Origin of the sequence: Serratia sp. CY31944 (assembly GCF_052169175.1) — a bacterium.
Lineage (GTDB): Bacteria > Pseudomonadota > Gammaproteobacteria > Enterobacterales > Enterobacteriaceae > Serratia > Serratia sarumanii.
Genome location: NZ_JBJNLG010000002.1, coordinates 1 through 25,123, shown reverse-complemented (window position 1 = coordinate 25,123; position 25,123 = coordinate 1). Strand labels below are relative to the sequence as shown.

General features: G+C 56.6%; 24 protein-coding genes, 1 rRNA gene, 1 pseudogene and 1 other annotated feature. Of the genes and pseudogenes, 7 read left to right on the top strand and 19 right to left on the bottom strand.

What is annotated here, in order from left to right; translation table 11 throughout:
- Window positions 1-64 precede the first annotated feature (64 nt).
- The 14 genes and pseudogenes from ACJ8IN_RS02440 to ACJ8IN_RS02375 all read right to left on the bottom strand — a co-directional run bounded on the left by ACJ8IN_RS02440 (window position 65) and on the right by ACJ8IN_RS02375 (window position 12,308).
- Window positions 65-619 carry a tail fiber assembly protein gene (locus ACJ8IN_RS02440; protein ID WP_060423417.1) on the bottom strand — a complete coding sequence of 185 codons (555 nt, stop codon included), beginning with the start codon at window positions 617-619 and terminating at the stop codon, window positions 65-67.
- 2 nt (window positions 620-621) lie between these two features.
- The gene (locus ACJ8IN_RS02435) at window positions 622-2,472 is read right to left on the bottom strand and encodes a phage tail protein (RefSeq protein ID WP_060427199.1); all 1,851 of its coding nucleotides are present in this window, start codon (window positions 2,470-2,472) and stop codon (window positions 622-624) included.
- 2,768 nt (window positions 2,473-5,240) lie between these two features.
- Window positions 5,241-5,762: pseudogene (locus ACJ8IN_RS02430) on the bottom strand (phage tail protein I); the annotation flags it as partial.
- Window positions 5,755-6,663: a baseplate assembly protein gene (locus ACJ8IN_RS02425; RefSeq protein WP_033652967.1), complete on the bottom strand. Its 909-nt coding sequence runs from the start codon at window positions 6,661-6,663 to the stop codon at window positions 5,755-5,757. The gene ACJ8IN_RS02425 and the pseudogene ACJ8IN_RS02430, both read right to left, overlap by 8 nt.
- Before the next feature lie 4 nt (window positions 6,664-6,667).
- Window positions 6,668-7,018 (bottom strand): GPW/gp25 family protein, encoded by a 351-nt coding sequence (locus ACJ8IN_RS02420; protein ID WP_033652968.1) that lies wholly within the window; start codon window positions 7,016-7,018, stop codon window positions 6,668-6,670.
- The gene (locus ACJ8IN_RS02415) at window positions 7,015-7,650 is read right to left on the bottom strand and encodes a phage baseplate assembly protein V (RefSeq protein ID WP_033652969.1); all 636 of its coding nucleotides are present in this window, start codon (window positions 7,648-7,650) and stop codon (window positions 7,015-7,017) included. The genes ACJ8IN_RS02420 and ACJ8IN_RS02415 overlap by 4 nt, the downstream gene beginning before the upstream one ends.
- An 85-nt stretch (window positions 7,651-7,735) precedes the next feature.
- On the bottom strand, window positions 7,736-8,200 hold the full coding sequence (locus ACJ8IN_RS02410; protein WP_060423425.1) for a phage tail protein: 465 nt from the start codon (window positions 8,198-8,200) through the stop codon (window positions 7,736-7,738).
- A gap of 51 nt (window positions 8,201-8,251) precedes the next feature.
- Entirely contained in the window at window positions 8,252-8,764 is a 513-nt protein-coding gene (locus ACJ8IN_RS02405) for a lysozyme (protein ID WP_033652971.1), read from the bottom strand.
- The gene (locus ACJ8IN_RS02400) at window positions 8,748-8,966 is read right to left on the bottom strand and encodes an HP1 family phage holin (RefSeq protein ID WP_033641928.1); all 219 of its coding nucleotides are present in this window, start codon (window positions 8,964-8,966) and stop codon (window positions 8,748-8,750) included. Before ACJ8IN_RS02400 ends, ACJ8IN_RS02405 begins: the two co-directional genes overlap by 17 nt.
- Before the next feature lie 3 nt (window positions 8,967-8,969).
- On the bottom strand, window positions 8,970-9,173 hold the full coding sequence (locus ACJ8IN_RS02395) for a tail protein X (RefSeq protein ID WP_033641929.1): 204 nt from the start codon (window positions 9,171-9,173) through the stop codon (window positions 8,970-8,972).
- A 191-nt stretch (window positions 9,174-9,364) separates the two neighbouring features.
- Window positions 9,365-9,559 (bottom strand): hypothetical protein, encoded by a 195-nt coding sequence (locus ACJ8IN_RS02390; RefSeq protein WP_308325441.1) that lies wholly within the window; start codon window positions 9,557-9,559, stop codon window positions 9,365-9,367.
- Between the two features lie 63 nt (window positions 9,560-9,622).
- Entirely contained in the window at window positions 9,623-11,719 is a 2,097-nt protein-coding gene (locus tag ACJ8IN_RS02385) for a replication endonuclease (protein WP_308325442.1), read from the bottom strand.
- Window positions 11,703-11,924, bottom strand: coding sequence for a TraR/DksA C4-type zinc finger protein (locus ACJ8IN_RS02380; RefSeq protein WP_033641931.1), 222 nt, complete (start codon window positions 11,922-11,924; stop codon window positions 11,703-11,705). The genes ACJ8IN_RS02385 and ACJ8IN_RS02380 overlap by 17 nt, the downstream gene beginning before the upstream one ends.
- Window positions 11,925-12,002: 78 nt before the next feature.
- A complete protein-coding gene (locus ACJ8IN_RS02375; RefSeq protein WP_060427198.1) occupies window positions 12,003-12,308 on the bottom strand; it encodes a hypothetical protein in 306 nt (101 codons plus the stop codon).
- Between the two features lie 271 nt (window positions 12,309-12,579).
- Here ACJ8IN_RS02375 and ACJ8IN_RS02370 point away from each other — a divergent pair, with 271 nt between their 5' ends.
- Window positions 12,580-13,446: a helix-turn-helix domain-containing protein gene (locus ACJ8IN_RS02370; protein ID WP_373275757.1), complete on the top strand. Its 867-nt coding sequence runs from the start codon at window positions 12,580-12,582 to the stop codon at window positions 13,444-13,446.
- A gap of 44 nt (window positions 13,447-13,490) precedes the next feature.
- Here ACJ8IN_RS02370 and ACJ8IN_RS02365 read toward each other — a convergent pair whose 3' ends face one another.
- Window positions 13,491-14,255, bottom strand: a complete 765-nt coding sequence (locus ACJ8IN_RS02365) for a DUF481 domain-containing protein (RefSeq protein ID WP_004932469.1) — start codon at window positions 14,253-14,255, stop codon at window positions 13,491-13,493.
- A gap of 507 nt (window positions 14,256-14,762) precedes the next feature.
- Here ACJ8IN_RS02365 and ACJ8IN_RS02360 point away from each other — a divergent pair.
- Together ACJ8IN_RS02360 and tyrA are read left to right on the top strand one after the other, a co-directional pair.
- Window positions 14,763-15,839, top strand: a complete 1,077-nt coding sequence (locus tag ACJ8IN_RS02360; RefSeq protein ID WP_016929016.1) for a 3-deoxy-7-phosphoheptulonate synthase — start codon at window positions 14,763-14,765, stop codon at window positions 15,837-15,839.
- Window positions 15,840-15,842: 3 nt separating this feature from the next.
- Window positions 15,843-16,964 (top strand): bifunctional chorismate mutase/prephenate dehydrogenase, encoded by a 1,122-nt coding sequence (gene tyrA, locus ACJ8IN_RS02355; protein ID WP_033637185.1) that lies wholly within the window; start codon window positions 15,843-15,845, stop codon window positions 16,962-16,964.
- A gap of 58 nt (window positions 16,965-17,022) precedes the next feature.
- Here tyrA and pheA read toward each other — a convergent pair whose 3' ends face one another.
- The 4 genes from pheA to bamD form a co-directional block, all read right to left on the bottom strand.
- The gene (pheA, locus tag ACJ8IN_RS02350) at window positions 17,023-18,180 is read right to left on the bottom strand and encodes a bifunctional chorismate mutase/prephenate dehydratase (RefSeq protein ID WP_033637186.1); all 1,158 of its coding nucleotides are present in this window, start codon (window positions 18,178-18,180) and stop codon (window positions 17,023-17,025) included.
- Between the two features lie 42 nt (window positions 18,181-18,222).
- Window positions 18,223-18,349 (bottom strand) — a sequence feature (Phe leader region).
- A complete protein-coding gene (locus tag ACJ8IN_RS02345) occupies window positions 18,301-18,348 on the bottom strand; it encodes a hypothetical protein (protein ID WP_101428074.1) in 48 nt (15 codons plus the stop codon). Its footprint overlaps the feature before it by 48 nt.
- A 122-nt stretch (window positions 18,350-18,471) precedes the next feature.
- On the bottom strand, window positions 18,472-18,813 hold the full coding sequence (gene raiA, locus ACJ8IN_RS02340) for a ribosome-associated translation inhibitor RaiA (protein ID WP_004932457.1): 342 nt from the start codon (window positions 18,811-18,813) through the stop codon (window positions 18,472-18,474).
- 312 nt (window positions 18,814-19,125) lie between these two features.
- Window positions 19,126-19,857 (bottom strand): outer membrane protein assembly factor BamD, encoded by a 732-nt coding sequence (gene bamD, locus ACJ8IN_RS02335; protein ID WP_004932456.1) that lies wholly within the window; start codon window positions 19,855-19,857, stop codon window positions 19,126-19,128.
- A 131-nt stretch (window positions 19,858-19,988) separates the two neighbouring features.
- Between bamD and rluD the strand changes: the two genes are divergently transcribed.
- The 4 genes from rluD to ACJ8IN_RS02315 form a co-directional block, all read left to right on the top strand.
- Window positions 19,989-20,966, top strand: coding sequence for a 23S rRNA pseudouridine(1911/1915/1917) synthase RluD (gene rluD, locus ACJ8IN_RS02330; RefSeq protein ID WP_004932452.1), 978 nt, complete (start codon window positions 19,989-19,991; stop codon window positions 20,964-20,966).
- Window positions 20,966-21,697 carry a purine nucleoside phosphorylase YfiH gene (yfiH, locus tag ACJ8IN_RS02325; RefSeq protein WP_041033370.1) on the top strand — a complete coding sequence of 244 codons (732 nt, stop codon included), beginning with the start codon at window positions 20,966-20,968 and terminating at the stop codon, window positions 21,695-21,697. The genes rluD and yfiH overlap by 1 nt, the downstream gene beginning before the upstream one ends.
- Before the next feature lie 130 nt (window positions 21,698-21,827).
- The gene (clpB, locus tag ACJ8IN_RS02320; protein ID WP_025301647.1) at window positions 21,828-24,401 is read left to right on the top strand and encodes an ATP-dependent chaperone ClpB; all 2,574 of its coding nucleotides are present in this window, start codon (window positions 21,828-21,830) and stop codon (window positions 24,399-24,401) included.
- A gap of 511 nt (window positions 24,402-24,912) precedes the next feature.
- A 16S ribosomal RNA gene (locus tag ACJ8IN_RS02315) occupies window positions 24,913-25,123 on the top strand; the annotation flags it as partial.

The window sequence follows — 25,123 nt, the reverse complement described above, 5'->3', positions numbered from 1 at the left end:
ATAACTGGTACAACAGCAGGAAAAATAAAGGAAAAAAACGCCCCAAGCGGGGCGTTGAACGACGTTATTGCGGCGGTTGCGGCCAATCGATATCAGGGGCCGCTTCGGGATCGACCCGATTAAGCAATACGCGGTAGGTTTTCCAGCGGGTCAGCAGCAGCAGTTCCTCTTCGCTCGCCATTCCCAGGTCAGAAGCGTCGTTAAGCGTTTCTATCTGCAGCGAACTTTGCTTAATCAACTCTTGTTTTTTATTAGCAGCCTGTTGCCGTAGCTCTTGAGTTGAATACGATCTTGGTATGATTTTTTCTCCATCAAAAATCCAGCGGCCGTTAATATCAGTGCCTTCCGGCAAGTTTCCGACCTCTGCCACGCTCATATTTTCCGGGAAAAATCCGGAAACGTCATAATGGCCTTCGGCATTCGGTTTCGTGGTGATTGAACGAATGATCCCGTCCTTGTCATACATCAGTTTTACCGTTTCAGGACGGAAGCTTTTTTGACATTCATACCAGTCTTCCCCAGCATCGGATTTTAAAAACAAAACACCGTGCGAGGCGGCCAGCTGTTTCTGCTCTACCGTTTCCGGCGCGGCGAGGGTAAAGTTCTTCATGTTATTCATCACTAAACGCTCCAGACGGTAACCCAATTGCCACCAATGTGTTTTTGCAGCGGACGACGGAAAATTACGTCGATGTATTCATCCACGTTGTTATTTGCTGCGCCGGTCAGGACATAACCCGCACTATCCGAATAGCCGGGGCCTCGCCAGGTAGCGATACTTTCCACATTACCCAGGCGAACATCGCGCACAAAGTTTTGATTGAGATAGTTGCTTAAATAGCCACCCCAAATGCTGCCGTTGATATTGCCGTCATTAAAGTAGGTTGCTTCACCTAACATCAGGCGCGGCCATGGGCCATTGCTGCGAATATCGCCTTGATGACCAAATTGGAACCAGCCATCAGAGCCGCCAGATGAAACATGCATTGCGCCAAATGCACGCTTACCTATCTCCTCATAAAAGTAATGATCAACATACTGATTACCTGCACCTTGTATGTGCAGCCCTTGAGTATTGCGATTACCACTGGTTTCGGTTATTACCCCTTTTTTAGTAATAAAATCTTGGCCATTGATATAAAGAGTTCTATCAACGTGGGCGTCTAAGCCAACGGTAAGGTTTTCATTGGCCCGAACGTTTTTTGCACCCAGACTTAATTGACCCTGGCTATCATTAATGATGCGAACATCATAATCCGCGTTCGTATTGCCATAATGGAAATCTATATAGGGCGAGGTTCCGAATAATTCGACGCCGCCTTTGGTGGTTAACGACCCCATCACTGTGGCGTAAGGTGTGGTCAATCCCGATTTCGTTTCAATTGAGCCGTTGACCGTCAAGCTGCCGGTAATGGTATCGCCGCTCTGTTTGACGAATTTGCCGTCGGCTTCCGCCTTGCTGTAAGCACCGACGTCCGCAGCAGTCGGTTTAAAACCGGTGGTGTAAATTCGGTACCAGTTCAGCGGTTTGTCAGGGGTGGTGGATGTGCCGACGTAAGATGATCCATTAGTCTGAACCGCCAGATAGCCACTGGAAGGGCCGCCGTCGATTGGCAGGTTCAGCACGCCGTAGACGCCGCCGCCCGGCGCGTTTTTCGATGCGCTGGTGACACGGTAGATCTCGCCAAGATTGCTGATGGTCTCCTCGCGATGTTTCGGGCCAGAGCCTAGACCAAAGGCGCCCACCTCCATCAATTGGCTGGCTTGCGTACCGACGTTACACGTGGCGGCAGTACCCAATTCCAAGTTGCGGCGCGCGATGGACTTGTTTGGCAGATCTTTCAGGTTAGCGGCAATTTTCAGAGAGGCGTCGCTGACCGTTTTCACCGCTTTTGGGGTGGCGGCCTGCGTTTCGCTGGCGCTATTGCTGTCGTTGCTCAATTGAGTGAAACCCTTTGCCAGCAAGGTGGCGTCAGGATGATTGCGCGAGCGGGCATGTTCGTCGATAGCGGCATTCAGCATATCGCGCGAGACCAGTAAGGCGGTTTTGTCTGCGACGATCGTCGCATTGGCGTCGCCTTTTACCAGAAGCACCATGCGCACGACCTGGGTGCGGCCGGCACCTTCGGTCAACTGCGGCTTGTAGGTGTCGGGCGTATTGGCGATCGCCACCAGCACGCCGTTTTTGTCATACAGCCCCAGCTCGCGGATCCACCAACCACCAACGTCCTCCGGGATCACTTGTTCGGCGATCACTTGGTTGCTGTTGCCGGTATCTATCTGCAGTGAATTCAATGCTGCGCGGCGTTTTTCGTTCACCAGCTTGGTCTGGCTTTCATCGGGCTGCGTTGGCGAACCGCCGCCGTCGCCGACCGCCATATGCGTAATTTCCAGCTTTTGGCCGGTTGCTGCAGCGTTAGCCAGCAGCGTTTTGCCCTGTTCGGTGAGCAGGGCGCGGTATTTTGCTGTCATGGTGTGGTTCTCTTCTGTTTGCCGGCCGGGTAGGTAAGGCCGTTTTTATACATCACATACAGGCTCAATCCGCGCAGGATCTCGCCTGACCAAAAGCCGAAGAACATGCCGTTATCGGTGCCGAGACGCGGCGCGGGCGACCAGCCGCCGTCCATCACGTCACCGGTGGAGAGGTAATGCCTTTGTAATTCCGTAACGCATTGTTCGATAAAGTGTTCGAGGCCCTCAATTTCACTGCCGGCCATTTTTGCCAGCACCGCGCCAGCCAGCCACAGGCCGCACATGTGGCCGGTAAAATCCTGTGCATCGGGCTGCGGCAGGCTGGCCATCGGGAAATCGGTTGGCGTGACACCGTCGGCGTCATTGGTAAAATCAATCAGCCAGCGCAGCCAGTTTTCGACATATTCCACCAGCTTGAGCGGTGGCGTTTTGCCCGCCTGCTGTAACTCGAGCCAGGCGCGCGCGGCACCGAAGAAGGCGCGTGGCTGATAGCCGGACCAGGCCGTGCCGTCACCCCAGTGATACATGGTCCAGGTATCCGCCGGACCGTAACTCCGATTGTCCCAACGGTTCCAGATATAGGCCGATGCGCCGGGGCCCAGCACGCCGAATTGCTGCTGATACCACTGCTGCGACTGCCACAGAAACTCGACCATGTTGTTGAGCATCACCCCGTCGGGATCGGCGGCGGCGTGCACGAAAATGAACGGGTACTGGTAGCCCGGATAAGGCATGCCGTGCCAACCATCGAACTGTTGGCCGTCCGCCTGATAAATGTTGGAGAACGGCATGACGCCCGGCGTACAGAACAGGCCGTCGTGGCGGTGATTCAGGAGGGTGCAGTCTCCCAACAGCGCGGTGTAGGGGTGTGCCGCCTGGAACGTGATGCGATAGCGGATCGTGTAGCCGTCATCGGCGTTGAGCGTCGGTGGAATGTCGTTCAGTACGTAGTAGCTGAATGTGGCGTCCGGTACATTGCCGTCTTGCAGAATGGTTACTTGCTTGACGCGGCTGAAACGAGGTGCGGCCGGTTTAGGCTCGACATCCTGATGATCCGGCTGATAGCCGCTCAGCGTAGCCGCTTGCGGGGCGAAATTTGCGATTTGCCATTTGCCGCCGGTGGCGGGCAGCATCCAATACCAGCGCCATTTGTCATCATCTTCGAGCCGCAGGTTGAAGTCGGCGTCCGCGCGATAGACCAACTGCGTAACGGGGAAACTTTCCTCCGCGGTCAACCAGGCGCCGATCACCATGCCAGCGTCATCATTGGGGAAACGGGCTTGGATCACCGTCGCGCTGCGGCTGTCGTAAACCTGTTCCTCAAACTGGCTGGCGATCGCGCAACCGCCGTAGTCGGTCACTGCGCGCAGATCGGCCAGCAGATAGTCGCTGCCGTCTTCTTTCGTCAGCGCCGCCAGGCTGCTGAGCGCGATGTCGTATGTTTTTACCTGAGGTTGGAACGACTGCGGCAGAGCGACGCCCCATTCCGTGGTGCTCGCCGCGTTTTTTTCCGGTGCTATAGACAGCTGTATTTTGCAGGAGATCGGCTGATTCTGATCGTCGACGCCACCAAAGCAAGTGCGGATTTTTGACTGGCGATTAATGCGGAACCAGATTGCCTGTTGTTCCAGCGATTGTTGCGATGCTATCTCTTTGCGAATGGTGATCATGCCTTCGGCGCTACGGCCGTAGCTTACCGGCTCACCGGAAGGGTATGACCAATCGTAGGAGATGCCGTCGGTAAACGGCGTATTGGCGCTGCGGCTCTGGCGAAAGAACTTATCCTGCGCATCAATATCGGTATATTCCATCGCGGTGAATTCAACGCTTTTCCAGGCGTTGAAATAGCGCTGATCGCCGGTGATGCTGTGCAGCAGATAGCAGGCGTCGGCAAACCACAGCTCGGCATCGGCCGCGTTACCCATGGCGTTGTGCGGGACCGGCACATGCAGCGGACGGTTATGCTGTACCTGATTACGCTTGATTAACACGCCGCCGTGTTCGACTGGTTGGCGATTGGCGAAATTCAGCTTGTGATTGCCGCCGAGCGTGACGTCTTTTAACTGCACCGTACCGATTTGTTCAGCGGGCAGTCCTTTGACCAGGATCTCGCCGTCGGCATCGATCTGGTAACCCTGCCAATTGATGATCCAGTCCACGTCATAGCGTTTACCGTCGTTATTCCAGTCGATTTCACCGGCGGCATTGACCGCGCGCACCTGGGCGTTGACGGCATTCCAGGCCAGCGAGCCGTCGAAGGCGAAAGTAGCGATGTCGAGATATTCACCCCAGTAGGGGGCGCCGTGAGGGATCAGAGTACGGCCCTTGTTGAAAGTTAGAGGAATACCTTTGAAGCCGCTATGCGTCGGTTCCCTCGTATCGACCGGCCAATTGGCGGGCACCGGCTCTTTGGCGTTGACGATCCAGTTGGCGATCCAGCGTTGAGGGCTGTCAGGGATCGGCGCACCGTCGTAAAAGTAGGTCACATAGGCGTCAAAACAGGCGATGGCCTGTTCCAAATATTTTTGTTCTCCGGTCGCCAGATACGCATGGGCATAGCCAAGGATCTGCAGAGCCTGTCCTTCGGTGGTGGCGTCATTCGGCAGCCCCGCCATGCGCGACAACTCGCGTTCATGGCGCGAATCGGCCAAGACATGCTCGTCGTTAAGCACGAAGTGTTGTTGAGTCGAGTCCAGCGTGATGCCGGTATTGCGTTGCAAGAATTGGTAATGTCCCTCCAGCATTTGCAGGGCGAGACTGGCATAGTCGGGGTACACGGTAGTAAGCTCTCCATCATATTGACCGCTGGCGACGTCGATTGCGCCAGCGGCTTCGAGGTTCAGCGCCAGGCCTGTCAGATGGCGGCTGACCGGCTTGGCATCGGCGATCATCCGCTCCATTTCCAGATACATCTCTTCGGTGATACCGTTCTCCAACACGCCGATATCCAACGTGAAGGTGCCGGGCTCACCGTTGGTTTCCCACCACTCGCGCAGTTTGATCAGGTAACCCAACGGTTCCACCACGCGGCGAATAGCGCCGATGGTGCCCTTGTGACGGTGGATGAAGAAAGCGGCGGCTACGACGCTGCGTTTGGCATCTTCCGTCCAGGTTTCATCCCAATGATCGACCGAGAAGGCCCAGGCCAGGTACGGCAGCAGATTGACCGGACAGGTGGCTGGATCCCACAGATCGCGCAGCGGCACCGGCATGGCGGCCAGTTCGGCACAGGCGGCCGCAGCCGCGACCTCCAGCGGGGAAGAGCCGACCGGCAGCAGACGGTTACTCATCGGAGCCTCCCACCGTCAGACGATAAGAAGCACAATGCGACGCCTGGGTTTTATCCAATACGATGTCGGCCTGCGGGGTCTTCAATTCAACGCGTTGCACCCCTTCGGCATGCAGTGCGGCGTAGATTGCCGACAAGCGAATGTCACGGCCTAAACGGTGCTGGGCGCTGATGTAATTTTTCAGTTTGGCTTCGGCAGCGCGACGCACCGGTTCTGCTTCAGGGCCAGGGTAGAGGTACAGTACGGCATCGATGTTGTAGCTGATGATGTTGGCAGAGCGGACGGTGACGCGATCGGCCACCGGGCGCACATCTTCATCGTTCAACGCTTTATCGACGATCGCCACCAGTTCGGCGCTGGCGGTGCCGTCTCCTTCGCGTGACAGTACGGAAATCAGCACGTTGGCCGGACTGGGACTGATCGCGGAAACGTCGGCGACCCGACCATCGGCGGAACGGCCGTGATACTCGTAAGAGCCACTGGATCCAGCCACGCTTAAACCTTCGAATGCCTGCTGGATGCGCACACGGAAATCGCTATCCGATTCCATGACCGCCGGCAACGGCGGGATGACGCTGTCATCCGGCTGTTGCACCACCAGGCGTAGCACCTGGAAGTTTGCTCCCAGTTGGTCGAGGTCGCTGCCGCTGGCATAACCCAGCATCACTGCCTGTGCGGCTTCATTCACACGCTGGCGTAACAGCAGTTCGCGGTAAGCATTTTCTTGCAGCAGTTTGACGATTGGCTCCGATTCCAGCGTCAATGTACGGGCGATGGCTTCACGCTGCTCTTCCGGGTAAAGGGAAATCAGCGTGGCCTTGCGATCCGCCAGCAGCGATTCGTAATCGAGAGGATCCACCACCGTCGGGGCGGGTAATAAACTAAGGTCAATGGTTGCCATGGTGTCAGCTCACTGAAATAGAAAGAGAAAAGGCATCCGGCGTATCTGTGCGGTTGCCGGTAATGTCGACCACCATTTTTCCGTCAAAGGTGGTGTTGCAACTGATGCCCGTCAGCCGAATGCGTGGTTCCCACTGCAGCATTGCGCTGTAGCAGGCCGCCATCATTTGCAATCGCAGTACGTCGTTTTGCGGCTGATCCAGCAACTCGGATAGCAACGAACCGTAGCTGCGGCGCATGACGCGTGAGCCGATAGGCGTAATCAGGATGTCGCTCACCGACTGGCGAATGTGCTCGAGATCGGCGATTGCGCGGCCGTTGCCGCGATTCATGCCAAGAAATTTCGCGTTGTTCATGCTGGTTTGTCCGTTTGGCCTCTGCCGTTTTGCACTCCACCGTGAGTGTGGGTATGCACCACAATGCCGTTAGAGCTGATGCTGCCACCGGTGTGATTGAGATCGCCGGTCATCGAGCCGCCCTGATGGATGGCGATGGTGCCGGTAGTGAGTTGCTGGGTACACTCCACTTCGGGAGCGTCCAGCGTAATTTTTCCGCTGGCGATACAGGTGATATTTGGCGCCGTCAGTGTGATCCGCTCGGCGGCTTCAATGGTGGCGCTTTTTATGCCGACGGCCTTAAGCGCCCCGGTAGCCGGCTCGTATTCGAGCACTGCACCGTCAGGAAAAGCGATATGCGCCGCCTGTGCTGAGGCCGACGGTGCGGGGTGAGCATCGGAAAATACGCCGGGCAACACGAAAGCGGTTTCAAGTTCCCCGCCAAGTGACAGCACCAAGACCTGTTCACCAATGCTGGGCGCCCACCAGCTGCGTGCGTCGCCGGCCCGTCCGGTCAGCCAGTTGAGCCAGTCGGTAAGATTGCCGCCGGTGGCTATGCGACAGCGCCCGCGTTCCAGGTCGAGCTCGCTGACGGTCCCGATCCGTATCAGGTTGCGCACTAGGCGCTGAATATCGAAGTTGTCTGTGTTCATGTCTCAAGAATGCCGCTGGATGAAAAGGGGGACAACGCGACGGCGTTTGGCTGCCGCCGGCACAACCGAAGCTGCCTGTAGGGCGCTACGGCTGACTAAATTCGCTGAGTAACTCTCCGTGCAGATAAATCTGGGTGAAGCGAACGACGTTCTCTGGTTCGGGAGGTTCAGCCAGCGGGGTGATATGCAATGCGCCGTCGCGCGGTTCCACCCGGATTCGTTCGGTAAGTTGCAGCTGCAATATCAACTGGTTGGGAGTGTCTATATCTCTTTGAAACGAAAAATCATTTTTACGCTTATCCGGATTGGCAAGAAGGTCTGGTTGGTGGCTGCGCAGCCAGGCCAGTACGGTGACCATGACCCGGTCATCGTCAGCTGACGGCCCATCCAGCGCCAGATTGAGCTGATAGCGATATTCGAAGGATAGCGAGGGGGCGAGCGTTGAGACCACGCGGCCGTTAACAATGCCAAGGCGCAACCGTTCGGGGTTTTGCTGCAACAAGGGAATGGCATTGAGCAGTGCTGCACGTAGCTGTTCGGGTTTTAACATGGTGTATCTCCTGAAAAGGAAGCGGTTTGAGTGGGCGTTTGTTGAAAACGGTCAGTGTGAGATGCCGTTCAGACATAGCGCACGTTCGGCCGTGCGGCGGCGCTCCAATCCTTTATTTTTGACGCCGTTGACATAAATCCAACGAGACAGTTGATCGCAAGCCGCCTGCCACTGACGGCGTTTGACAAAGGTGGCCAGCGTTGAATTGCAGGTGGCGTTGACGCCGACGTTGAAAGCGAAAGCGCTGACGGCGTCGTAAACCGGCTGTGGCATCTTGACGTCCATACAGCGCGCGATGCCGCGCTCTACGGAGCGCACATCGTCGACCAAATGGGTAGCCGCCTGGCGTTCGTTGATGACTGCACCCGGCTTCACGCCGGCGGTGTGGCCGATGCCGTTGGTCCAGACGCCGGCGCTGCATTGGTAGGGGGACAGCCGACAGCCTTCGAAATCGGCGATCAGGCGCAAACCTTGCTCAGAGGTTTTCAGCGTATTGAACTGAGGCAGCAGGGCGGCGAGCGTTAAAATAGCCGCCACGCTGCAGCGTTTAGCGAGTGAGCTCATCGTAGACTCCGCGTTTCAGGCCGTTTTTTTTTAGCGATTTCAGCAGCTGGTAGCTTTTACGCCGGTAGTACCAATTCACTGCAAAGGTACCGACGCCGACTGCGGCGCCGACCAGGATGGCAATGTCCTGTGCAGAGTGGCTCCCTAACCAGGCCAGGCAAGCCGCGACGAAATAGGCAAGGGTTGAAGTGAGTTTCTCCATCGCTTAATCCCACAATTTGACGGTTTCGCGTTGGGCCGCCGCAGGCAGGTCCGGCAATTCAACCGGTTGACCGTGCGGCAGCAGGGGCCCCAGATCGGCCAGGCCACGGTTAGCCAGATAGACTTGTTCCACCTGGCGTTGCGTGCTGCCGTAGTAGCGCCAGCAAATCGCATCAATGGTGTCACCTTGTTGTGCATAAATTTTCATCATTACCATCCTGCGATAGCGTTGGGAGAGAGGGCTGTGGCCCCGGATATCTTCAGTTTCGCGCGCGTGGGAGGGAGGGGCAACGCGAGGGGGTTGTGGATGAGATGGCACAACTGAGGAGCAAAAGTGCCGTCGGCAGAAATAAAAACCCCGCCGGCGGCGGGGGGATGAAAAACGTTTGGCTGGAGGGATTAGCAGGGGGGGGGGTCGTCAGCGGGATAAAATATTTCTTGATAATCATTGTTCGGCAGCACCTGACTGGCCAAATCGGAGATCAGCGACATGGCGATCAGAAACTCGGAGGCACTGCATTGCGCAGCCTGTGAAACATCGGCGATGAATTGGATTCGGGACAGTGTTACTTGTTGTTTATCCATAATTTCCACTGTTTTTGCCCTCTCTTGACTATACTGTGTATTTATACAGTATTAAGCAAAACGCTAAAGGCGTCAATGGTTGGGCTTATCATTTGTGCAGTAAAAATACGGCCAATCATTGATTAGCGGAAATTGTACAAGGAGGCCGTCAAAATGAATTTTGCCGCCGCGTGCGAGAACCTCCAACTGCCAGCATTGCGGTTCTATGCCAATACCTCGAAGTTTGCGGGCAATATTCAGACAATGCTGCCGCTGTGGCGGCGTCAAACGAGCCGACGGCGCGGGTGCCGGCGGCAGGTGAAGAGCGCGCGTTCCACAGTTATTGCCAGAACTCCAAGGCGTCGCGGCGGCGAGTGTTTTAGCGACGATCCGCCATTGCACGGTGCGCGTTCGGTATACCCGTTCAATTCCCAAATGCGGTGCATAAATGCCGACAACTTTTGTGACGGGCTCGTCATAAGCGTTCCGGGTTTCTGAGGCTTCGCGCGCGACCCGCACCCATTGGTGGCTGCGTGGCACATTGGCGCCGCCTTGCGCCTGTATGTAACCGGCAAAGTCGCCGGCGTCGGCAGCGGCGCGCACGGCTTCGGTGCCGGCGTCAAACTGCGGCGTCAGGTTTTGGCCGCGAATACGTCGACATTCGCGGTAGACCCCGAGACCGGGCAGGCCGAAGGGATGAAACTGAGGGATGCGCCAGGTGGCGGCCCAGGCGCTGACCGCGCGGGCGGTATCGCTCAGCGGGGCGCCGGTTTCGCGATCGAGCTCTTCCTCCAATGCATACCCATCGAGGTTTTTTGCTACATATTTGGCCAGATAGGCGGTTGCGCCACCCCGGTTGAGGTGTTTGCTCTGGAAACGATGTTGTTGGGCACCGGGTTCTGCTGCATCCTGTTGCAGCGCATAACGCTGTATGATGTCAAGCACTGCCTGACGTTGCATTTGTGGAGTGAACATCATCAGATGCCAGTGCGGCGTGCCGTCATGATGAGGCTCAACCACTCGCATACCGTAGACCTGCAGACGGCGATCCTTGAAGGCGGTTCGCATTTTCCCCCACTGGGCAACCAGATAACGTTGGCCATCCTTCGGTGTTAGGGCTTGTCCTTGCCAGCGTGTATTGAAGCGCATTTTGCCTCGTGCGCCGACATGCTGGATAGGGTGAAAGCGTGCCGGCGTCGTCAACGTGATAAACAACCCGCAGTGGCCGTTGCGAGTGGCGTAGGTTTCTATACCGGCGAGGGTATTCATCAACTCCATACGACGAATGGCGGGATTGGCGATGCTGCCGAGCACTTTATCCATAAGATCGGCGCGCTCGCCCGTGGCGACGTTTTCCAGCTCGCAACGGTGAAGATAATCGAGGTTCGATTGACGCCGAGCCTTGACATCGTGAAGGGCCTGTCTGCTGGCATAAGGTGACGTGTTGTTGCGGACGTTGCCTATCGCGATTTGTAGCGCCTCGCGCCACTGCATGCGCTGCATTTTGAGACGCCGCAGCCACCAGCGATCGTCGGTCAGGCGCGACAGCGCCGCAATCGCCCGCTCGCTGTCCAACTTGCCTTTACGATAACAGCGCCAGTGCATAGGCTGGATATTGAAGGCGCGGGCCATCGTGGCGATTTGGCGATAGAGGCGGCACTGTATATCCGCGTGTAGCAGGATCTCGGCATTATTGCCATGCTTCGCCAGCAAGGCGTCACATTCACTCTGGTAGAGCGCAGAAAGTTGGCCCCCGATACGCCGCGCCAACTGCTCCAGCGCTTTATCGCCCAGCGCGGGCAGTGCGCTATAGCTGTCCGCTTCGCTGCCAAAGTGCAGTGATTTGCGTTGATCCAAACCGAAATTATTATTTACCTGCTGAATGCGTGGCCATATCCGCCGATGGAAAACTCGCACCAGATAATGCCAGGCTGCGTGGGCTCCCTTCTGGCTGAGCAGTTGGCGGTGGCGCTCAAGGAACGGCGTGCGCAGATAATAAGGCAGGTCATGAATGCACTGCAGTATCGCTTGCCATTGGCGTAGTTGGTCGCGATTCAGCGCCGCTTCGCGCCCTATCGCACGGCGTGGGGCATTCCATGGATAGGCGTAATCACCGTACGCTGCGTGTTGTATGGCAGAGGCGTTGACCGGCAGATGTTCCGCCGGCCTATTTTTAACGGCGAGCGACATGACGTTGCTTGGCTTCTGATAGCTGCTGGCAGGTCACGCAGCGGCTGACGCCGGGAATCGCGATGCGTCTCGCCACAGGAATCGCCGCGTCACAATCGGCACAGCAGAACGCCGAGGGCGCAGTGGCAACCGGCCTGGCGTACGCAATTTGTTTCTCGAGCATCAATGCCTGGCGCTCTTGCGCCATATCAATAGTATCAGCCATAACATTTTCCAGTATTTAATAGGGTGAATTTGGGCCGAGCGATGCCCGGCGGGTTGCACGCCAGCTTTATTCGAAAGGTTATTTTTTTGGGGTTAACAGACAGTCTGTTTCGCTGATATAGCGCGGCAACGATTGACTGAGCGAGATGAGTTCATTGAGTGCCGCGACGATTTTCCGCCGTTCGGCATAACCCATTTCGTGAAACTTTAACCACACATAGCGTTCAGTCAGCCCGGCGTGGAAGCAAAACGTATGGCGCAGGTGCAGCGGCGCCGTGTCGTAAATCTCTTCGGCATGGTTGGTTTGCCGGGCAAACAGTGTGCGGCGGATTTCAGCAATACGCTGCAGGCCGATAGCCCGTTGCTCCTCGCTGGCTAGAAGCATGACAATCTCCTTATCTGAATCTGATGATGGATGAATACTCGCAAAAGCAAGGTTCAGTTATCCGTCGATCAAGGTCGAAAATTTGAGTAAACACGGTGTAAACAAAGTGCTTACGCAAGATCGTCGTCGCCTTACGGTATTTGCATTTTCATCAACCATGTCGCATCATCTTAACTAAAGCGATCGATATGCCGAGTGACGGCGAATTGATGTTACTTTAAATCGCATAATGCGACTTGTAAATACAAATTTTATTTTAATCGGTGATGATATGCGTGAAGAAGCAACAAACAACAACACCTCCGTGGGGGCGGTGATTGAAAGAGTTCTTTCATCTTATGGCGTTGGCACGCAGAAGGAATTGAGTGAAATCCTCGGGATAGCGCCGAATAACATCAGTAGTTGGCAACAACGGGGGAGTGTTCCCGGATACGTCATCATCAACTGCGCGTTAACCACGGGGGCAGACTTGGCCTGGCTGATGACCGGCGAACTTGTAAAATCAAAAAGTAATCGCAAGCCTGCGTCATCTGCGCAAGGTAAAGCGCTTTACGATCGCGTTTTGGCTTCCGGCGGGAAAGGGGTATTGCGCCGCATTTTGGATGCTTACGGTTTCAATCTGCAAAAAGAGTTGGGCGACCTGCTGGGTATATCTTCAGGCACGATGAGCACCTGGGTCCGCCGCAACTACTTCCCCGGCGATATCGTGGTGACCTGTGCTCTGGATACAGGCGTCTCGCTGCTGTGGTTGGCGACGGGACAGGGGGACATGTGGGGTGATGCCGCACCGGCGGTACCGGTTCCCGGAGGGCGCACGATACCGAAATATCGCCTGCTCGCCGGGCAGTTGAAAGAGGTGGGGCAGTGGTCGGCAGACTGTTCTTTGATTCCTGACGGCGTGGCTCAGCCGGCTTATGTTGATGGCGGGCGCGTATCCTGGCTGGTGGATCTGGCCGTTACGCATATCGCCAATGGCCGCTGGCTGGTGGACATAGACGGTAACCTGGACGTTTACGATATAGCGCGTTTACCGGGTAACCAAGTGCGGGTCAGCGGCGGCAACGTCGACTTTCAATGTTCTCCGGATGCGTTGAAAGCGCTTGGTATGGTCTGGTTAACGTTGACGCCGCAGGCATAAAAAAGCCCATCGATGATGGGCTTCGAGAGATTCTGGAAGGGAGATTACAGGCCGTAGACCAGCGTGACCGAGGTGGTGGTGTCGGTGTTTTTCGGTGCCGAGGCCGGCGGTTTGCTGTTGTAGGTCACGGTGTAGGCTACGCGCAGTGAGAAGCGATCGTTGATCGCCACGTTCAACGCGCTTTCCGAGTTCAGCGTGGTTTCCTCGTTCGCCAGCGCGGAAACGCCCTGAATGAACTTGGTGTTGTCGGTCAGCTGATAGGAATAGTTGGCCGCACCGTAGGCCAGCCCTTTGGTCGAGCGGCCGCCGCCGTGGTATTCGTCATGGCGCACGCCGGGACCGAACTCCACCCGCAGGTCGCTGAGCGGCCCGTTGAGGAGTTGACGGCCGTAGCCGCCGGTCAGCGTGGAGCGTGAATCGTAACCGTTGAAACGGTCGCTCAGCCAGCTGGCTTGGCCGAACAGGTAGTTGCGGTCGGTCAGGTTATAGCGCGTACGGCCACCGGCCTGGTATTTTTCGGAGGAGCGCACGTTGGAGGAGGTGGTGTTGTTGGCCGCCCCCCACAGGCTGTACGCCGCGTCGCTGTTGAACCAGGTCATGTTGGTGTTGGCCAGCAGGGTGGAACTCTGCGAGTTGCCTGACTGGGCGTTGTAGCCCGCCTGCACGTTGCCTTCAAACGGTTTCTTGGCGGTGGCCGGATCGTCCATCGCGGTGAAAAGCGTATTGTCGGCGAGAGCTGAAACACTGGTGAAAGTCGTTAAGCAGCAAATATACAGCGGAAAAGCGCGACGAGCGCGAGAAGAGAGCATTTTGGATCCAGTTGTTAAGGGTGGTTATTGTTGATGACGGTCACATTATATCGGTTCATTTCGGCGACAAAAATAGCCGCCATTAGCTTAAGTTTTTAATTTTTATTCCTTATTTATTCGCTTTTCTTCTACTGAAATTCATCGCTTTCAGCAGCGCTTCGTGCTGAGTCTGGCGGATGCCTGTCTCAGCCCATTCGTTGGCGCTGAGGTGGGGGGCGCGTCTTCCTTGTAAAATCAAATGTACATTTATGTTTACGACCCCCATCTATTGCCAGGCAAGCGAGTAGAGAGGCGTCGGCAATCTTTTTGTTTGTATATCTTATTAAATTTATTGCGTTTATTTTATTTATTGAAGTGCCTTTCCCAATGGTTTTTCTTAGGGGTAATTACGGTAATTTTTTATTTACGGAAATTGGATTGAAAACTTTACATTGCGTGATAAGGTAGAGCCCTGAAACGCTCAAGGTTCCACTTCAACGCATAACGCCAAACGACAGGAATAGCATCATGCAAAAAGACGCGCTCAATAACGTACACATCAGTGCAGAACAGGTTCTCATCACGCCGGAGGAGCTGAAGAACCAGTTCCCGCTCAGCGCCGACGACGAAAATGAAATCGCCACCGCGCGCAACACCATCGCCAACATTTTGCAGGGGCGCGATCATCGCCTGTTGGTAGTGTGCGGGCCTTGTTCGATCCACGATCCGGATGCGGCGCTGGACTACGCCCGTCGTTTGAAAACCCTGGCGGCTGACTTGAGCGATCAGCTGTATATCGTTATGCGCGTCTATTTTGAAAAACCCAGAACCACTGTCGGCTGGAAAGGTTTGATCAACGATCCGTACATGGACGGTTCGTTTGACGTTGAAGCAGGCTTGCATATCGCGCGTCGCCTGTTGCTGGATCTGGTGGGCATGGGCTTGCCGTTGGCTACCGAAGCATTAGATCCGAACAGCCCGCAGTACCTGGGGGACTTGTTCAGCTGGTCGGCGATCGGTGCGCGCACCACCGAGTCGCAGACCCACCGCGAAATGGCTTCCGGCCTGTCGATGCCGGTCGGCTTCAAAAACGGCACCGACGGCAGTCTGGGCACCGCCATCAACGCCATGCGCGCCGCCGCCATGCCGCACCGTTTCGTCGGCATCAACCAGGCGGGCCAGGTTTGCCTGCTGCAGACCCAGGGCAACCCGGACGGGCATGTGATCCTGCGCGGCGGTAAAACCCCGAACTACAGCGCCGAGCACGTTGCGGCCTGTGAAAAACAGATGCTCGAGGCGGGACTCCATCCGTCCTTGATGATAGATTGCAGCCATGGCAACTCGAATAAAGACTATCGCCGTCAGCCGGCGGTGGCCGAGTCCGTGGTGGAGCAGATTAAGGCGGGCAACCGTTCGATCACCGGCATCATGCTGGAGAGCCATCTGCATGAGGGCAACCAGTCTTCCGAGCAGCCGCGTGCAGACATGCGTTACGGTGTGTCCGTCACCGACGCCTGCATCAACTGGGAAAGCACGGAAACGCTGCTGCGTCATATGCATCAGGAACTCGGCGCTGCGCTGACGGCACGCACGGGAGAAAAGTAAGTTATGGTGGCAGAACTGACCGCGTTGCGCGATCAAATTGACGAGGTGGACAAAGCGCTGCTGGATCTGCTGGCGAAACGCCTGCATCTGGTAGCGGAAGTCGGCGAGGTGAAAAGCCGCCACGGTTTACCGGTTTATGTGCCGGAGCGCGAAGCGGCGATGCTGGCCTCGCGCCGTCAAGAGGCGGAAAACCTCGGCGTGCCGCCGGATTTGATCGAGGATGTCTTGCGCCGCGTGATGCGCGAATCGTACGTCAGCGAGAACGATAAAGGTTTTAAAACCCTGTGCCCGCAGCTGCGGCCGATCGTCATCATTGGCGGCAACGGCCAGATGGGCCGGCTGTTCAACCGTCTGCTGACGTTGTCGGGTTATCAGGTCAGGGTATTGGATCAGGAAGATTGGCCGCAGGCGGAACAGCTGTTGGCAGACGCCGGCATGGTGATCGTCAGCGTGCCGATCCATGTGACCGAACAGGTGATAAGCCGCCTGCCGCCGTTGCCCGACGACTGTATTTTGGTGGATTTGGCGTCGGTGAAGAACCGTCCGCTGCATGCGATGCTGGCGGTGCACAGTGGCCCGGTGGTGGGGTTGCACCCGATGTTCGGCCCGGACGTGGGCAGCGTGGCGAAGCAGGTCGTGGTCTATTGCGACGGGCGCCGGCCAGAGGCTTACCAGTGGTTGCTTGAACAGCTGCAGGTGTGGGGGGCGCGGCTGCACCGCATCAGTGCGGTCGAACACGATCAGAACATGGCGTTTATTCAGGCGCTGCGGCACTTTGCCACCTTCGCCTACGGGTTGCATCTGGCGGAAGAGAACGTGCAACTGGAGCAGTTGCTGGCGCTCTCTTCGCCGATCTACCGGCTGGAGCTGGCGATGGTTGGCCGCCTGTTTGCGCAGGATCCGCAGCTGTACGCCGACATTATCATGTCGTCGGAGGAAAACGTGGCGTTGATCAAACGCTACTACCAGCGCTTCGGCGAGGCGATCAAGCTGTTGGAGCACGGCGACAAACAGGCGTTTATCGATAGCTTCCGCAAGGTGGAGCACTGGTTTGGCGATTACGCCCAGCGCTTCCTGGTGGAAAGCCGCACGCTGTTGCGGCAGGCTAACGACAGCCGGCAGTAAAATACCGGCGGTAAATAAAAATGAAGGGTTCGGCTTGGCCGAACCTTTTTTTATCGCGTCAGGATGGGTTGACCGGCACCACGGTGTCGCTGGGATAACAGCCCAGCACCTTCAGCGAGCGGGTGATGGGCGCCAGATCGCGCAGCGCTTTTTGCATTGCGTCGGCACGCAGGTTGGCCTGCACATCGATGTAAAACATCTCTTCCCACGGATTGCCGTTGATCGGGCGTGACTCCAGTTTGGTCATGATGATGCCGTTGTCGCGCAATACCAGCAGCGCTTCGACCAGCGCGCCGGATTGCTGGCCGGTCGCCATGATCAGCGTGGTTTTGGCCGGCACCTGTTCGGAGACGTCGATCGCTTTACGCGCCAGGACGATAAAGCGGGTGATGTTCTGCTGTTGATTGGCGAGGTTGTGTTCCAGCACTTGCAGCCCGTACAGCGCGCCGCCGGCCTCGCTGCCCAGCGCCGCCACCTTCGGCGAATTCAACTTGGCGACTTTCTCCATTGCGGCGGCCGTGCTTTCAGTGTATTCGATTTTCCAGTGCGGGAATCGATTCAGGAACTGGCTGCACTGCTGGAACGGCTGCGGGTGGCTGTAGACGGTTTCAATCTGGCTCAAATCGCTGTCGCCGGCCACCAGAACACAGTGGTTGATAGGGTTGGTCAGTTCGCCGACGATCGACAGACTGGTGTGTTGCAGCAGGTCGTACACCTCATTAATCGAGCCGGAGCTGGTGTTCTCGATCGGCAGAATGGCGTAGTCCGCCTGGCCGGTTTCCACCTGGGCGAAGATATCCTGAAACTTCTGGCAGCCACATTCGATCAACCGATCGAAATGGCGGGCGGCGTATTGGCGCGCCGCCAGATGTGAATAAGAGCCTTTTGGGCCGAGAAAGGCGATGCGGGCGGAGTGTTGGCTGACGGGATTGAGCTGGTGCTGCAGCAGCGCCTGCTGGGTCAGGACGGAGTCTTCAATGATCAGTTGGAACAGGCGGGTGACGTAGAAACCGTCCAGGTCGTAAGGCTTGGCGGCGGCGATCAGCGCATCCAGCAGATCGCGCTCGCGCTCTTTGTCGCGGATCGGACGGTGAGAGTGCAGTTTGGTCTTGCCGACTTCGATCGCCAGTTCACGGCGTTCCGCCAGCAGGGCCAACAGTTTCAAATCCAGTGCGCTGATGCGCTCGCGCAGCACCAATAACGGGTTGTCAGTCATAATCAGCTTCCGCCTTCAGTTCTTATTCGTTGTATAACAGCCATAAAAAAAGCCTCCTGTTTCCAGGAGGCCTTGTTGTTCGTCTTCGCATTCTTTCTCACACGACGAAACGCCTCCCAGTCAGGGGAAGGTAAAAAAGAATGCGAAGAAAAACGGTGTGCGTGGCATGGTCTACCTAAGGTTAATGCGAACAGGTTTTAAAGTAACCGCTGGCTTTTACCCCGTCAACAAAAATACCCGACAAAAAACGCGCCCTCGGGCGCGTTTGATGCGGCAACCGCAGTCGGACGGTTATTCCTGTTCCTGCGTCACTTCCGGCACGATGTCTTTCACGCTGGCATTGCAGCGGCGCGCTTCGCCTTTGTGCTGCACCTTGTTCAGCTGGCGCTCCAGCTTGGCGATCAGCTCGTTAACGGCGGTATACATGTCATCATGTTTGGCGCTGGCGACCAGCGGGCCGTTCGGCGTGGTAATGGTAGCGTCGGCGACAAACCCCTGCGGTTCTTTGGATAAGACGATATGCGGGTTTATCAGCTGGGTCTGCCATTTTTCCAGTTTGGTGAGACGGTCTTCGACGTGATTGCGGATTGCGGGAGTGATATCCATTTGTTTGCTGGTAATGTTCAATGTCATATAACTTACCTCTCTGTCTTTCCGTCTTGGTGAACCCAGCATACCCCGCTTTTTGTTTAAATGCGTGATGTAAATCACGATTTTTTGTCACTTTTTGCAAAGTTAGTTCAATCTGTGATTCAGCATTTGAATTGGTTATCTAATGCTTGAGAGTTGCCGCCGGATGGCGCATTATCGATGAGTTGACCGGTGAGGAGCGCTAGCTAACACCGTGTTTTTACTTGTGTATTCTTCCAGTGAAAACCAGGTCCACGCCAATGAAAACGGCAGCCGAGGCTGCCGTTTTGTTTTTTTGCCGTTGCCGACGCCCGCTTATTGCGGGTTGGCGGCGATCACTTTGGCCACTTTGTCAGCCTGGCCGTTCAACTGCAGTTGCTTGTAGGCATTTTCCATCAGCGGCAACACGTCGTGCGTCGCTTTGGTATCCGGGAATTCACGCAACATCTGCTCGGCGCGATTAACGACCGCGACGTAAGCACCGCGTTTAGTGTAGTATTCCGCCACCGAAAGCTCATACTTGGCCAAGCGGTCTTTCAGATACACCAAACGCTTGTTGGCGTCGGTCGCGTATTGGCTGTTCGGGTATTGCTGAATCAACTGGCTGAAGTCGCGGAACGCAGCGCGAGCGTGCTGAGGATCGCGGTCCGAACGGTCAACCCCGAAGAAGCCCTGCAGCGCGCTGTCATCGAGCGCCATGTCGGTCAGACCGCGCATGTACATCACGTAATCGATGTTCGGGTGCGTCGGGTTCAGGCGCATGAAGCGATCGATGGATGCCTGCGCCATCGGCAAGTCGGCGGCCTTATAGTAGGCGTAAATCAAATCCAGCTGGACCTGCTGGGAATACGGCCCGAAAGGATAGCGGTTATCTAACGCTTCGAGTTGCGTAATCGCGCCCTTGAAGTTACCGTCCTGCAGCTTTTGCTGCGCGGTGGCATAGATTTCCGAAGGTGGGTTGTCGGGAACCGCATCCTTGGATGTGGAGCAACCTGCCAGCGCCAGGCTCAACGTGGCTGCCGCCACCAGATATTTCATACGCGTCATGACGTTTTGATTATCCTCAGGGTGTTATTCCGGGAGACTGTCCGTTAAGCTCCCGACAAAGACCAGGTACAATAGCACATTATATTAAACGGCATCGCCGTGAAAACCCAACGTTAACGAAGAAGCTGCATATGGCACAACAAGTACAACTCACCGCAACGGTGGCCGAATCTCAACTCGGACAACGTTTAGATCAGGCTTTGGCCGAATTGTTCCCTGATTATTCACGATCTCGCATAAAAGAGTGGATCCTGGGCGATCGGGTGAAGGTCAATGGCAAAACGTCAAACAAACCGAAAGAGAAGGTGCTGGGCGGAGAGACGGTCGCCATCGATGCACAGATAGAAGAAGAGGCGCGTTGGGAGCCGCAGGATATCGCGTTGGATATCGTCTATGAAGACAGCGACATCCTGGTGATCAACAAGCCGCGCGATTTGGTGGTGCACCCTGGCGCCGGTAACCCGGACGGCACGGTGCTCAATGCGCTGCTGCATCACTACCCGGAAATCGCCGACGTGCCGCGCGCCGGCATCGTGCACCGTCTGGATAAAGACACCACCGGCCTGATGGTGGTGGCGAAAACCGTGCCGGCGCAAACCCGGCTGGTGGAAGCGCTGCAGGCGCGTGAAATCACCCGCGAATACGAAGCGGTGGCGATTGGCACCATGACCGCCGGCGGCACGGTAGAAGAGCCCATAGCGCGCCATTCCACCAAGCGTACCCACATGGCGGTGCACCCGATGGGTAAACCGGCGGTGACGCACTACCGCATCATGGAACACTTCCGCGCGCACACCCGTCTGCGTCTGCGCCTGGAAACCGGCCGTACTCACCAGATCCGCGTGCACATGGCTTACATCAGCCATCCGCTGGTGGGCGATCCGCTGTACGGCGGCCGTCCACGTCCGCCGAAGGGGGCTTCGGAAGCCTTCATCAACACGCTGCGCGGTTTTGACCGCCAGGCGCTGCACGCCACCATGCTGCGTTTGTACCATCCGATCAGCGGCATCCAGATGGAGTGGCATGCGCCGCTGCCGCAGGACATGGTCGATCTGATTAACGCGCTGAAGGCGGATACCGAAGAATTCAAAGATCAGATGGACTGGTAATGAACTCGCTCATTCTGCCCGACTGGCCATTGCCTCCCGGCGTTAAGGCCTGCAGCACCACGCGCGGCGGCGGCGTCAGCCTGCCGCCTTATGACTCGCTGAACCTCGGCGCCCACGTCGGTGACGAGGAGCAAGCGGTGAAGCGCAATCGGGAACGGTTGGTTACCGTCGCCGGCTTGCCGCAGATGCCGGTGTGGCTCGAGCAGATACATGGCACCCGTGTGGTGACGTTGGCGGGGCAAGCGCCCGCCGATCTGCGGGCGGATGCGGTTTACAGCAACGTGCCGGGGCAGGTGTGTGCCGTGATGACGGCGGATTGTCTGCCGGTGCTGTTCTGTTCGCAGCACGGCGATGAAGTGGCCGCCGCTCACGCCGGCTGGCGTGGGTTATGCCATGGCGTGCTGGAGCAAACCGTGGCGGCGTTCAGCGCCGCGCCGAGCCAGATCAGCGCCTGGCTGGGGCCGGCGATCGGCCCGCAGCAGTTTGAGGTCGGGCCGGAGGTGCGCGCTGCCTTTATCGCGGAAGACGCCGAAGCCGCGGCGGCGTTTACGCCGCACGGCGATAAGTTTTTGGCTAATATCTACTTGCTGGCTCGCCAACGTTTGTTGCGGGCAGGCGTGCAGGCCATCTACGGCGGCGACCGCTGCACGGTTAACGAAAAGAGTCATTTTTTCTCCTATCGACGCGATGGAATAACCGGACGTATGGCAAGTTTAATCTGGCTGATATAACCTATTGAATTAGGACGATCCAACGACGCATGGCGTTGTACCGAAAATTTAGCGTCGAGATAACCTTGAAAATTTGAGGGATGACCTCATTTAATCTCCAGTAGCAATTTCGACCCATCTTGGAGGTGTTATGCGTCTGGATCGTCTTACCAACAAATTCCAGCTTGCCCTCGCCGATGCCCAGTCACTAGCCCTTGGGCACGACAACCAGTTTATTGAACCGCTACATCTGATGAGCGCCCTGCTCAATCAGGAAGGGGGCACGGTTCGTCCACTATTAACTTCCGCAGGTATCGATGCCGGGCGCGTGCGCACCGAGATCGAACAGGCGCTGTCCCGTTTGCCGCAGGTAGAAGGTACCGGTGGCGACGTTCAACCGTCCCACGAGTTGGTGCGCGTCCTGAACCTGTGCGACAAGCTGGCACAGAAGCGTGCGGACAAATTCATTTCTTCCGAGCTGTTTGTGCTGGCGGTGCTGGAAGACCGCGGCTCGTTGACCGACTTGTTGAAAGCGGCCGGCGCAACGGCCGACAAAATCAGCAAAGCCATTGAACAAATGAGAGGCGGTGACAGCGTGGAAGATCAAGGCGCCGAAGACCAACGGCAAGCATTGAAGAAATACACGATCGATCTGACCGAACGCGCCGAGCAGGGCAAACTTGACCCGGTGATCGGCCGTGACGAAGAGATCCGCCGCACCATTCAGGTGCTGCAACGCCGTACCAAAAACAACCCGGTGCTGATCGGCGAACCTGGCGTGGGTAAAACCGCCATCGTCGAAGGCCTGGCGCAGCGCATCATCAACGGCGAAGTGCCGGAAGGGCTGAAGCACAAGCGCGTATTGTCCCTCGATATGGGCGCTTTGATCGCCGGCGCCAAATACCGCGGCGAGTTTGAAGAGCGTCTGAAAGGTGTGCTCAACGATCTGGCCAAGCAGGAAGGCAGCGTTATCCTGTTTATCGACGAACTGCACACCATGGTCGGCGCCGGTAAGGCGGATGGCGCGATGGATGCGGGCAACATGCTTAAGCCGGCGCTGGCGCGCGGCGAACTGCACTGCGTCGGTGCTACAACGCTGGATGAGTACCGCCAATATATAGAGAAAGACGCGGCGCTCGAACGTCGTTTCCAGAAAGTGTATGTGGCGGAGCCGAGTGTGGAAGACACCATCGCTATCCTGCGCGGCCTGAAAGAGCGTTACGAATTGCACCACCACGTGCAGATCACCGACCCGGCCATCGTGGCGGCGGCGACGCTTTCTCACCGTTATATCGCCGATCGTCAATTGCCGGACAAGGCTATCGACCTGATCGACGAAGCGGCATCCAGCATTCGCATGCAGATGGATTCCAAGCCGGAGTCGCTCGATAGGCTTGAACGCCGCATCATTCAGTTGAAGCTGGAACAGCAGGCGCTGAATAAAGAGTCTGACGACGCCAGCAAGAAACGCCTGGACATGCTCAGCGATGAGCTGGGGCAGAAAGAGCGCGAATATTCGGAGCTGGAAGAAGAGTGGAAAGCGGAAAAAGCCTCGCTCTCCGGCACCCAGAACATCAAGGCTGAACTCGAGCAGGCCAAAATCACCCTGGAGCAGGCGCGCCGCGTCGGCGATCTGGGGCGGATGTCGGAACTGCAATACGGCAAAATCCCTGAGCTGGAGAAACAGCTCGCCGCCGCCACGCAGGCCGAAGGCAAAAGCATGAAACTGCTGCGCAATCGGGTGACCGATGCGGAGATTGCCGAGGTGCTGGCGCGTGCCACCGGCATCCCGGTGGCCAGAATGCTGGAAGGTGAACGCGACAAACTGCTGCGCCTGGAGCAAGAGCTGCATTCGCGGGTGATCGGCCAGGACGAAGCGGTCAGCGCGGTCTCTAATGCTATCCGCCGCAGCCGCGCCGGGTTGTCCGATCCTAACCGGCCGATCGGTTCGTTCCTGTTCCTCGGCCCGACCGGGGTGGGGAAAACCGAGCTCTGCAAGGCGCTTGCTTCGTTCCTGTTCGACAGCGACGACGCCATGGTGCGTATCGACATGTCCGAGTTTATGGAGAAACACTCCGTTTCGCGTCTGGTCGGCGCGCCTCCGGGCTATGTGGGTTATGAAGAGGGCGGCTATCTGACGGAAGCCGTGCGCCGCCGGCCTTACTCGGTGATTCTGCTGGATGAAGTCGAGAAAGCGCACCCGGACGTATTCAACATTCTGCTGCAGGTGTTGGATGACGGCCGACTGACCGATGGCCAGGGCCGTACCGTCGATTTCCGCAATACCGTGGTGATCATGACTTCCAACCTGGGCTCCGATCTGATCCAGGAGCACTTCGGTCAGATGAACTACGCGCAGATGAAAGAGTCGGTGATGGAGATGGTGAGTCACCACTTCCGTCCTGAGTTCATCAACCGTATCGACGAAGTGGTGGTGTTCCATCCGCTGGGCGAGAAACACATTGCTGCAATCGCCAAAATTCAGCTGTCTCGCCTGTACAAGCGTTTGGAAGAGCGCGGTTACGAAGTGACCATGACCGAACCGGCCCTGGCTTTGTTGAGCAAAACCGGTTACGACCCTGTGTATGGTGCGCGTCCGTTGAAACGCGCGATTCAGCAGGAGATCGAGAACCCGCTGGCGCAGCAAATCCTGTCCGGCAAGCTGATTCCCGGCAAGCTGGTGACGCTGGATGTGGAAAACGACCATATCGTTGCACGCCAATAACGGCAACTAAGCGTCATGAAGATGAAAGGGAGCGGGTGACCGCTCCCTTTTCTTTATCTTCATTTGTCTCTATTTACAGGGTTTGCCGCTATTGCTGCGCTAAAACCGGTGTTTTTTGACTAATAAACATCCTAAAAAGGCATTTTGGGTGGTTATTTGAGCGCTTGAAAAGTTTTTTGCATTTAGGGGTTGCGGCCTGCCGAGAACTCCCTATAATGCGCCTCCACTGACCGGGAACAACGACTGACAAGCCGCCGGGTCAGCGAGAAGACAGCGAAATAAACGCTTGACTCTCCGGGCTAAAAGCGTAATATACGCAGCCCGCGCCGATGAGTTTCTCGGCACTGCTCTTTAACAATTTATCAGACAATCTGTGTGGGCACTCCACAAGACGATATCCAGCATCTTCGGATGCAAAAAAATATCAAGTCTTGAAGAGTGACTAACTGAAGTAAAATTCATGCAGTAAATCTTTGAGCATCGCTTCTCGAGTGGAAGCACATCAAGCTTTTAATTGAAGAGTTTGATCATGGCTCAGATTGAACGCTGGCGGCAGGCTTAACACATGCAAGTCGAGCGGTAGCACAAGAGAGCTTGCTCTCTGGGTGACGAGCGGCGGACGGGTGAGTAATGTCTGGGAAACTGCCTGATGGAGGGGGATAACTACTGGAAACGGTAGCTAATACCGCATAACGTCGCAAGACCAAAGAGGGGGACCTTCG

Coding starts and splice junctions, on each gene's coding strand:
- ACJ8IN_RS02440 (WP_060423417.1), bottom strand. CDS start 619: ATGAATAACATGAAGAACTTTACCCTCGCCGCGCCGGAAACGGTAGAG.
- ACJ8IN_RS02435 (WP_060427199.1), bottom strand. CDS start 2,472: ATGACAGCAAAATACCGCGCCCTGCTCACCGAACAGGGCAAAACGCTG.
- ACJ8IN_RS02425 (WP_033652967.1), bottom strand. CDS start 6,663: ATGGCAACCATTGACCTTAGTTTATTACCCGCCCCGACGGTGGTGGAT.
- ACJ8IN_RS02420 (WP_033652968.1), bottom strand. CDS start 7,018: ATGAACAACGCGAAATTTCTTGGCATGAATCGCGGCAACGGCCGCGCA.
- ACJ8IN_RS02415 (WP_033652969.1), bottom strand. CDS start 7,650: ATGAACACAGACAACTTCGATATTCAGCGCCTAGTGCGCAACCTGATA.
- ACJ8IN_RS02410 (WP_060423425.1), bottom strand. CDS start 8,200: ATGTTAAAACCCGAACAGCTACGTGCAGCACTGCTCAATGCCATTCCC.
- ACJ8IN_RS02405 (WP_033652971.1), bottom strand. CDS start 8,764: ATGAGCTCACTCGCTAAACGCTGCAGCGTGGCGGCTATTTTAACGCTC.
- ACJ8IN_RS02400 (WP_033641928.1), bottom strand. CDS start 8,966: ATGGAGAAACTCACTTCAACCCTTGCCTATTTCGTCGCGGCTTGCCTG.
- ACJ8IN_RS02395 (WP_033641929.1), bottom strand. CDS start 9,173: ATGAAAATTTATGCACAACAAGGTGACACCATTGATGCGATTTGCTGG.
- ACJ8IN_RS02385 (WP_308325442.1), bottom strand. CDS start 11,719: ATGTCGCTCGCCGTTAAAAATAGGCCGGCGGAACATCTGCCGGTCAAC.
- ACJ8IN_RS02380 (WP_033641931.1), bottom strand. CDS start 11,924: ATGGCTGATACTATTGATATGGCGCAAGAGCGCCAGGCATTGATGCTC.
- ACJ8IN_RS02375 (WP_060427198.1), bottom strand. CDS start 12,308: ATGCTTCTAGCCAGCGAGGAGCAACGGGCTATCGGCCTGCAGCGTATT.
- ACJ8IN_RS02370 (WP_373275757.1), top strand. CDS start 12,580: ATGCGTGAAGAAGCAACAAACAACAACACCTCCGTGGGGGCGGTGATT.
- ACJ8IN_RS02365 (WP_004932469.1), bottom strand. CDS start 14,255: ATGCTCTCTTCTCGCGCTCGTCGCGCTTTTCCGCTGTATATTTGCTGC.
- ACJ8IN_RS02360 (WP_016929016.1), top strand. CDS start 14,763: ATGCAAAAAGACGCGCTCAATAACGTACACATCAGTGCAGAACAGGTT.
- tyrA (WP_033637185.1), top strand. CDS start 15,843: ATGGTGGCAGAACTGACCGCGTTGCGCGATCAAATTGACGAGGTGGAC.
- pheA (WP_033637186.1), bottom strand. CDS start 18,180: ATGACTGACAACCCGTTATTGGTGCTGCGCGAGCGCATCAGCGCACTG.
- raiA (WP_004932457.1), bottom strand. CDS start 18,813: ATGACATTGAACATTACCAGCAAACAAATGGATATCACTCCCGCAATC.
- bamD (WP_004932456.1), bottom strand. CDS start 19,857: ATGACGCGTATGAAATATCTGGTGGCGGCAGCCACGTTGAGCCTGGCG.
- rluD (WP_004932452.1), top strand. CDS start 19,989: ATGGCACAACAAGTACAACTCACCGCAACGGTGGCCGAATCTCAACTC.
- yfiH (WP_041033370.1), top strand. CDS start 20,966: ATGAACTCGCTCATTCTGCCCGACTGGCCATTGCCTCCCGGCGTTAAG.
- clpB (WP_025301647.1), top strand. CDS start 21,828: ATGCGTCTGGATCGTCTTACCAACAAATTCCAGCTTGCCCTCGCCGAT.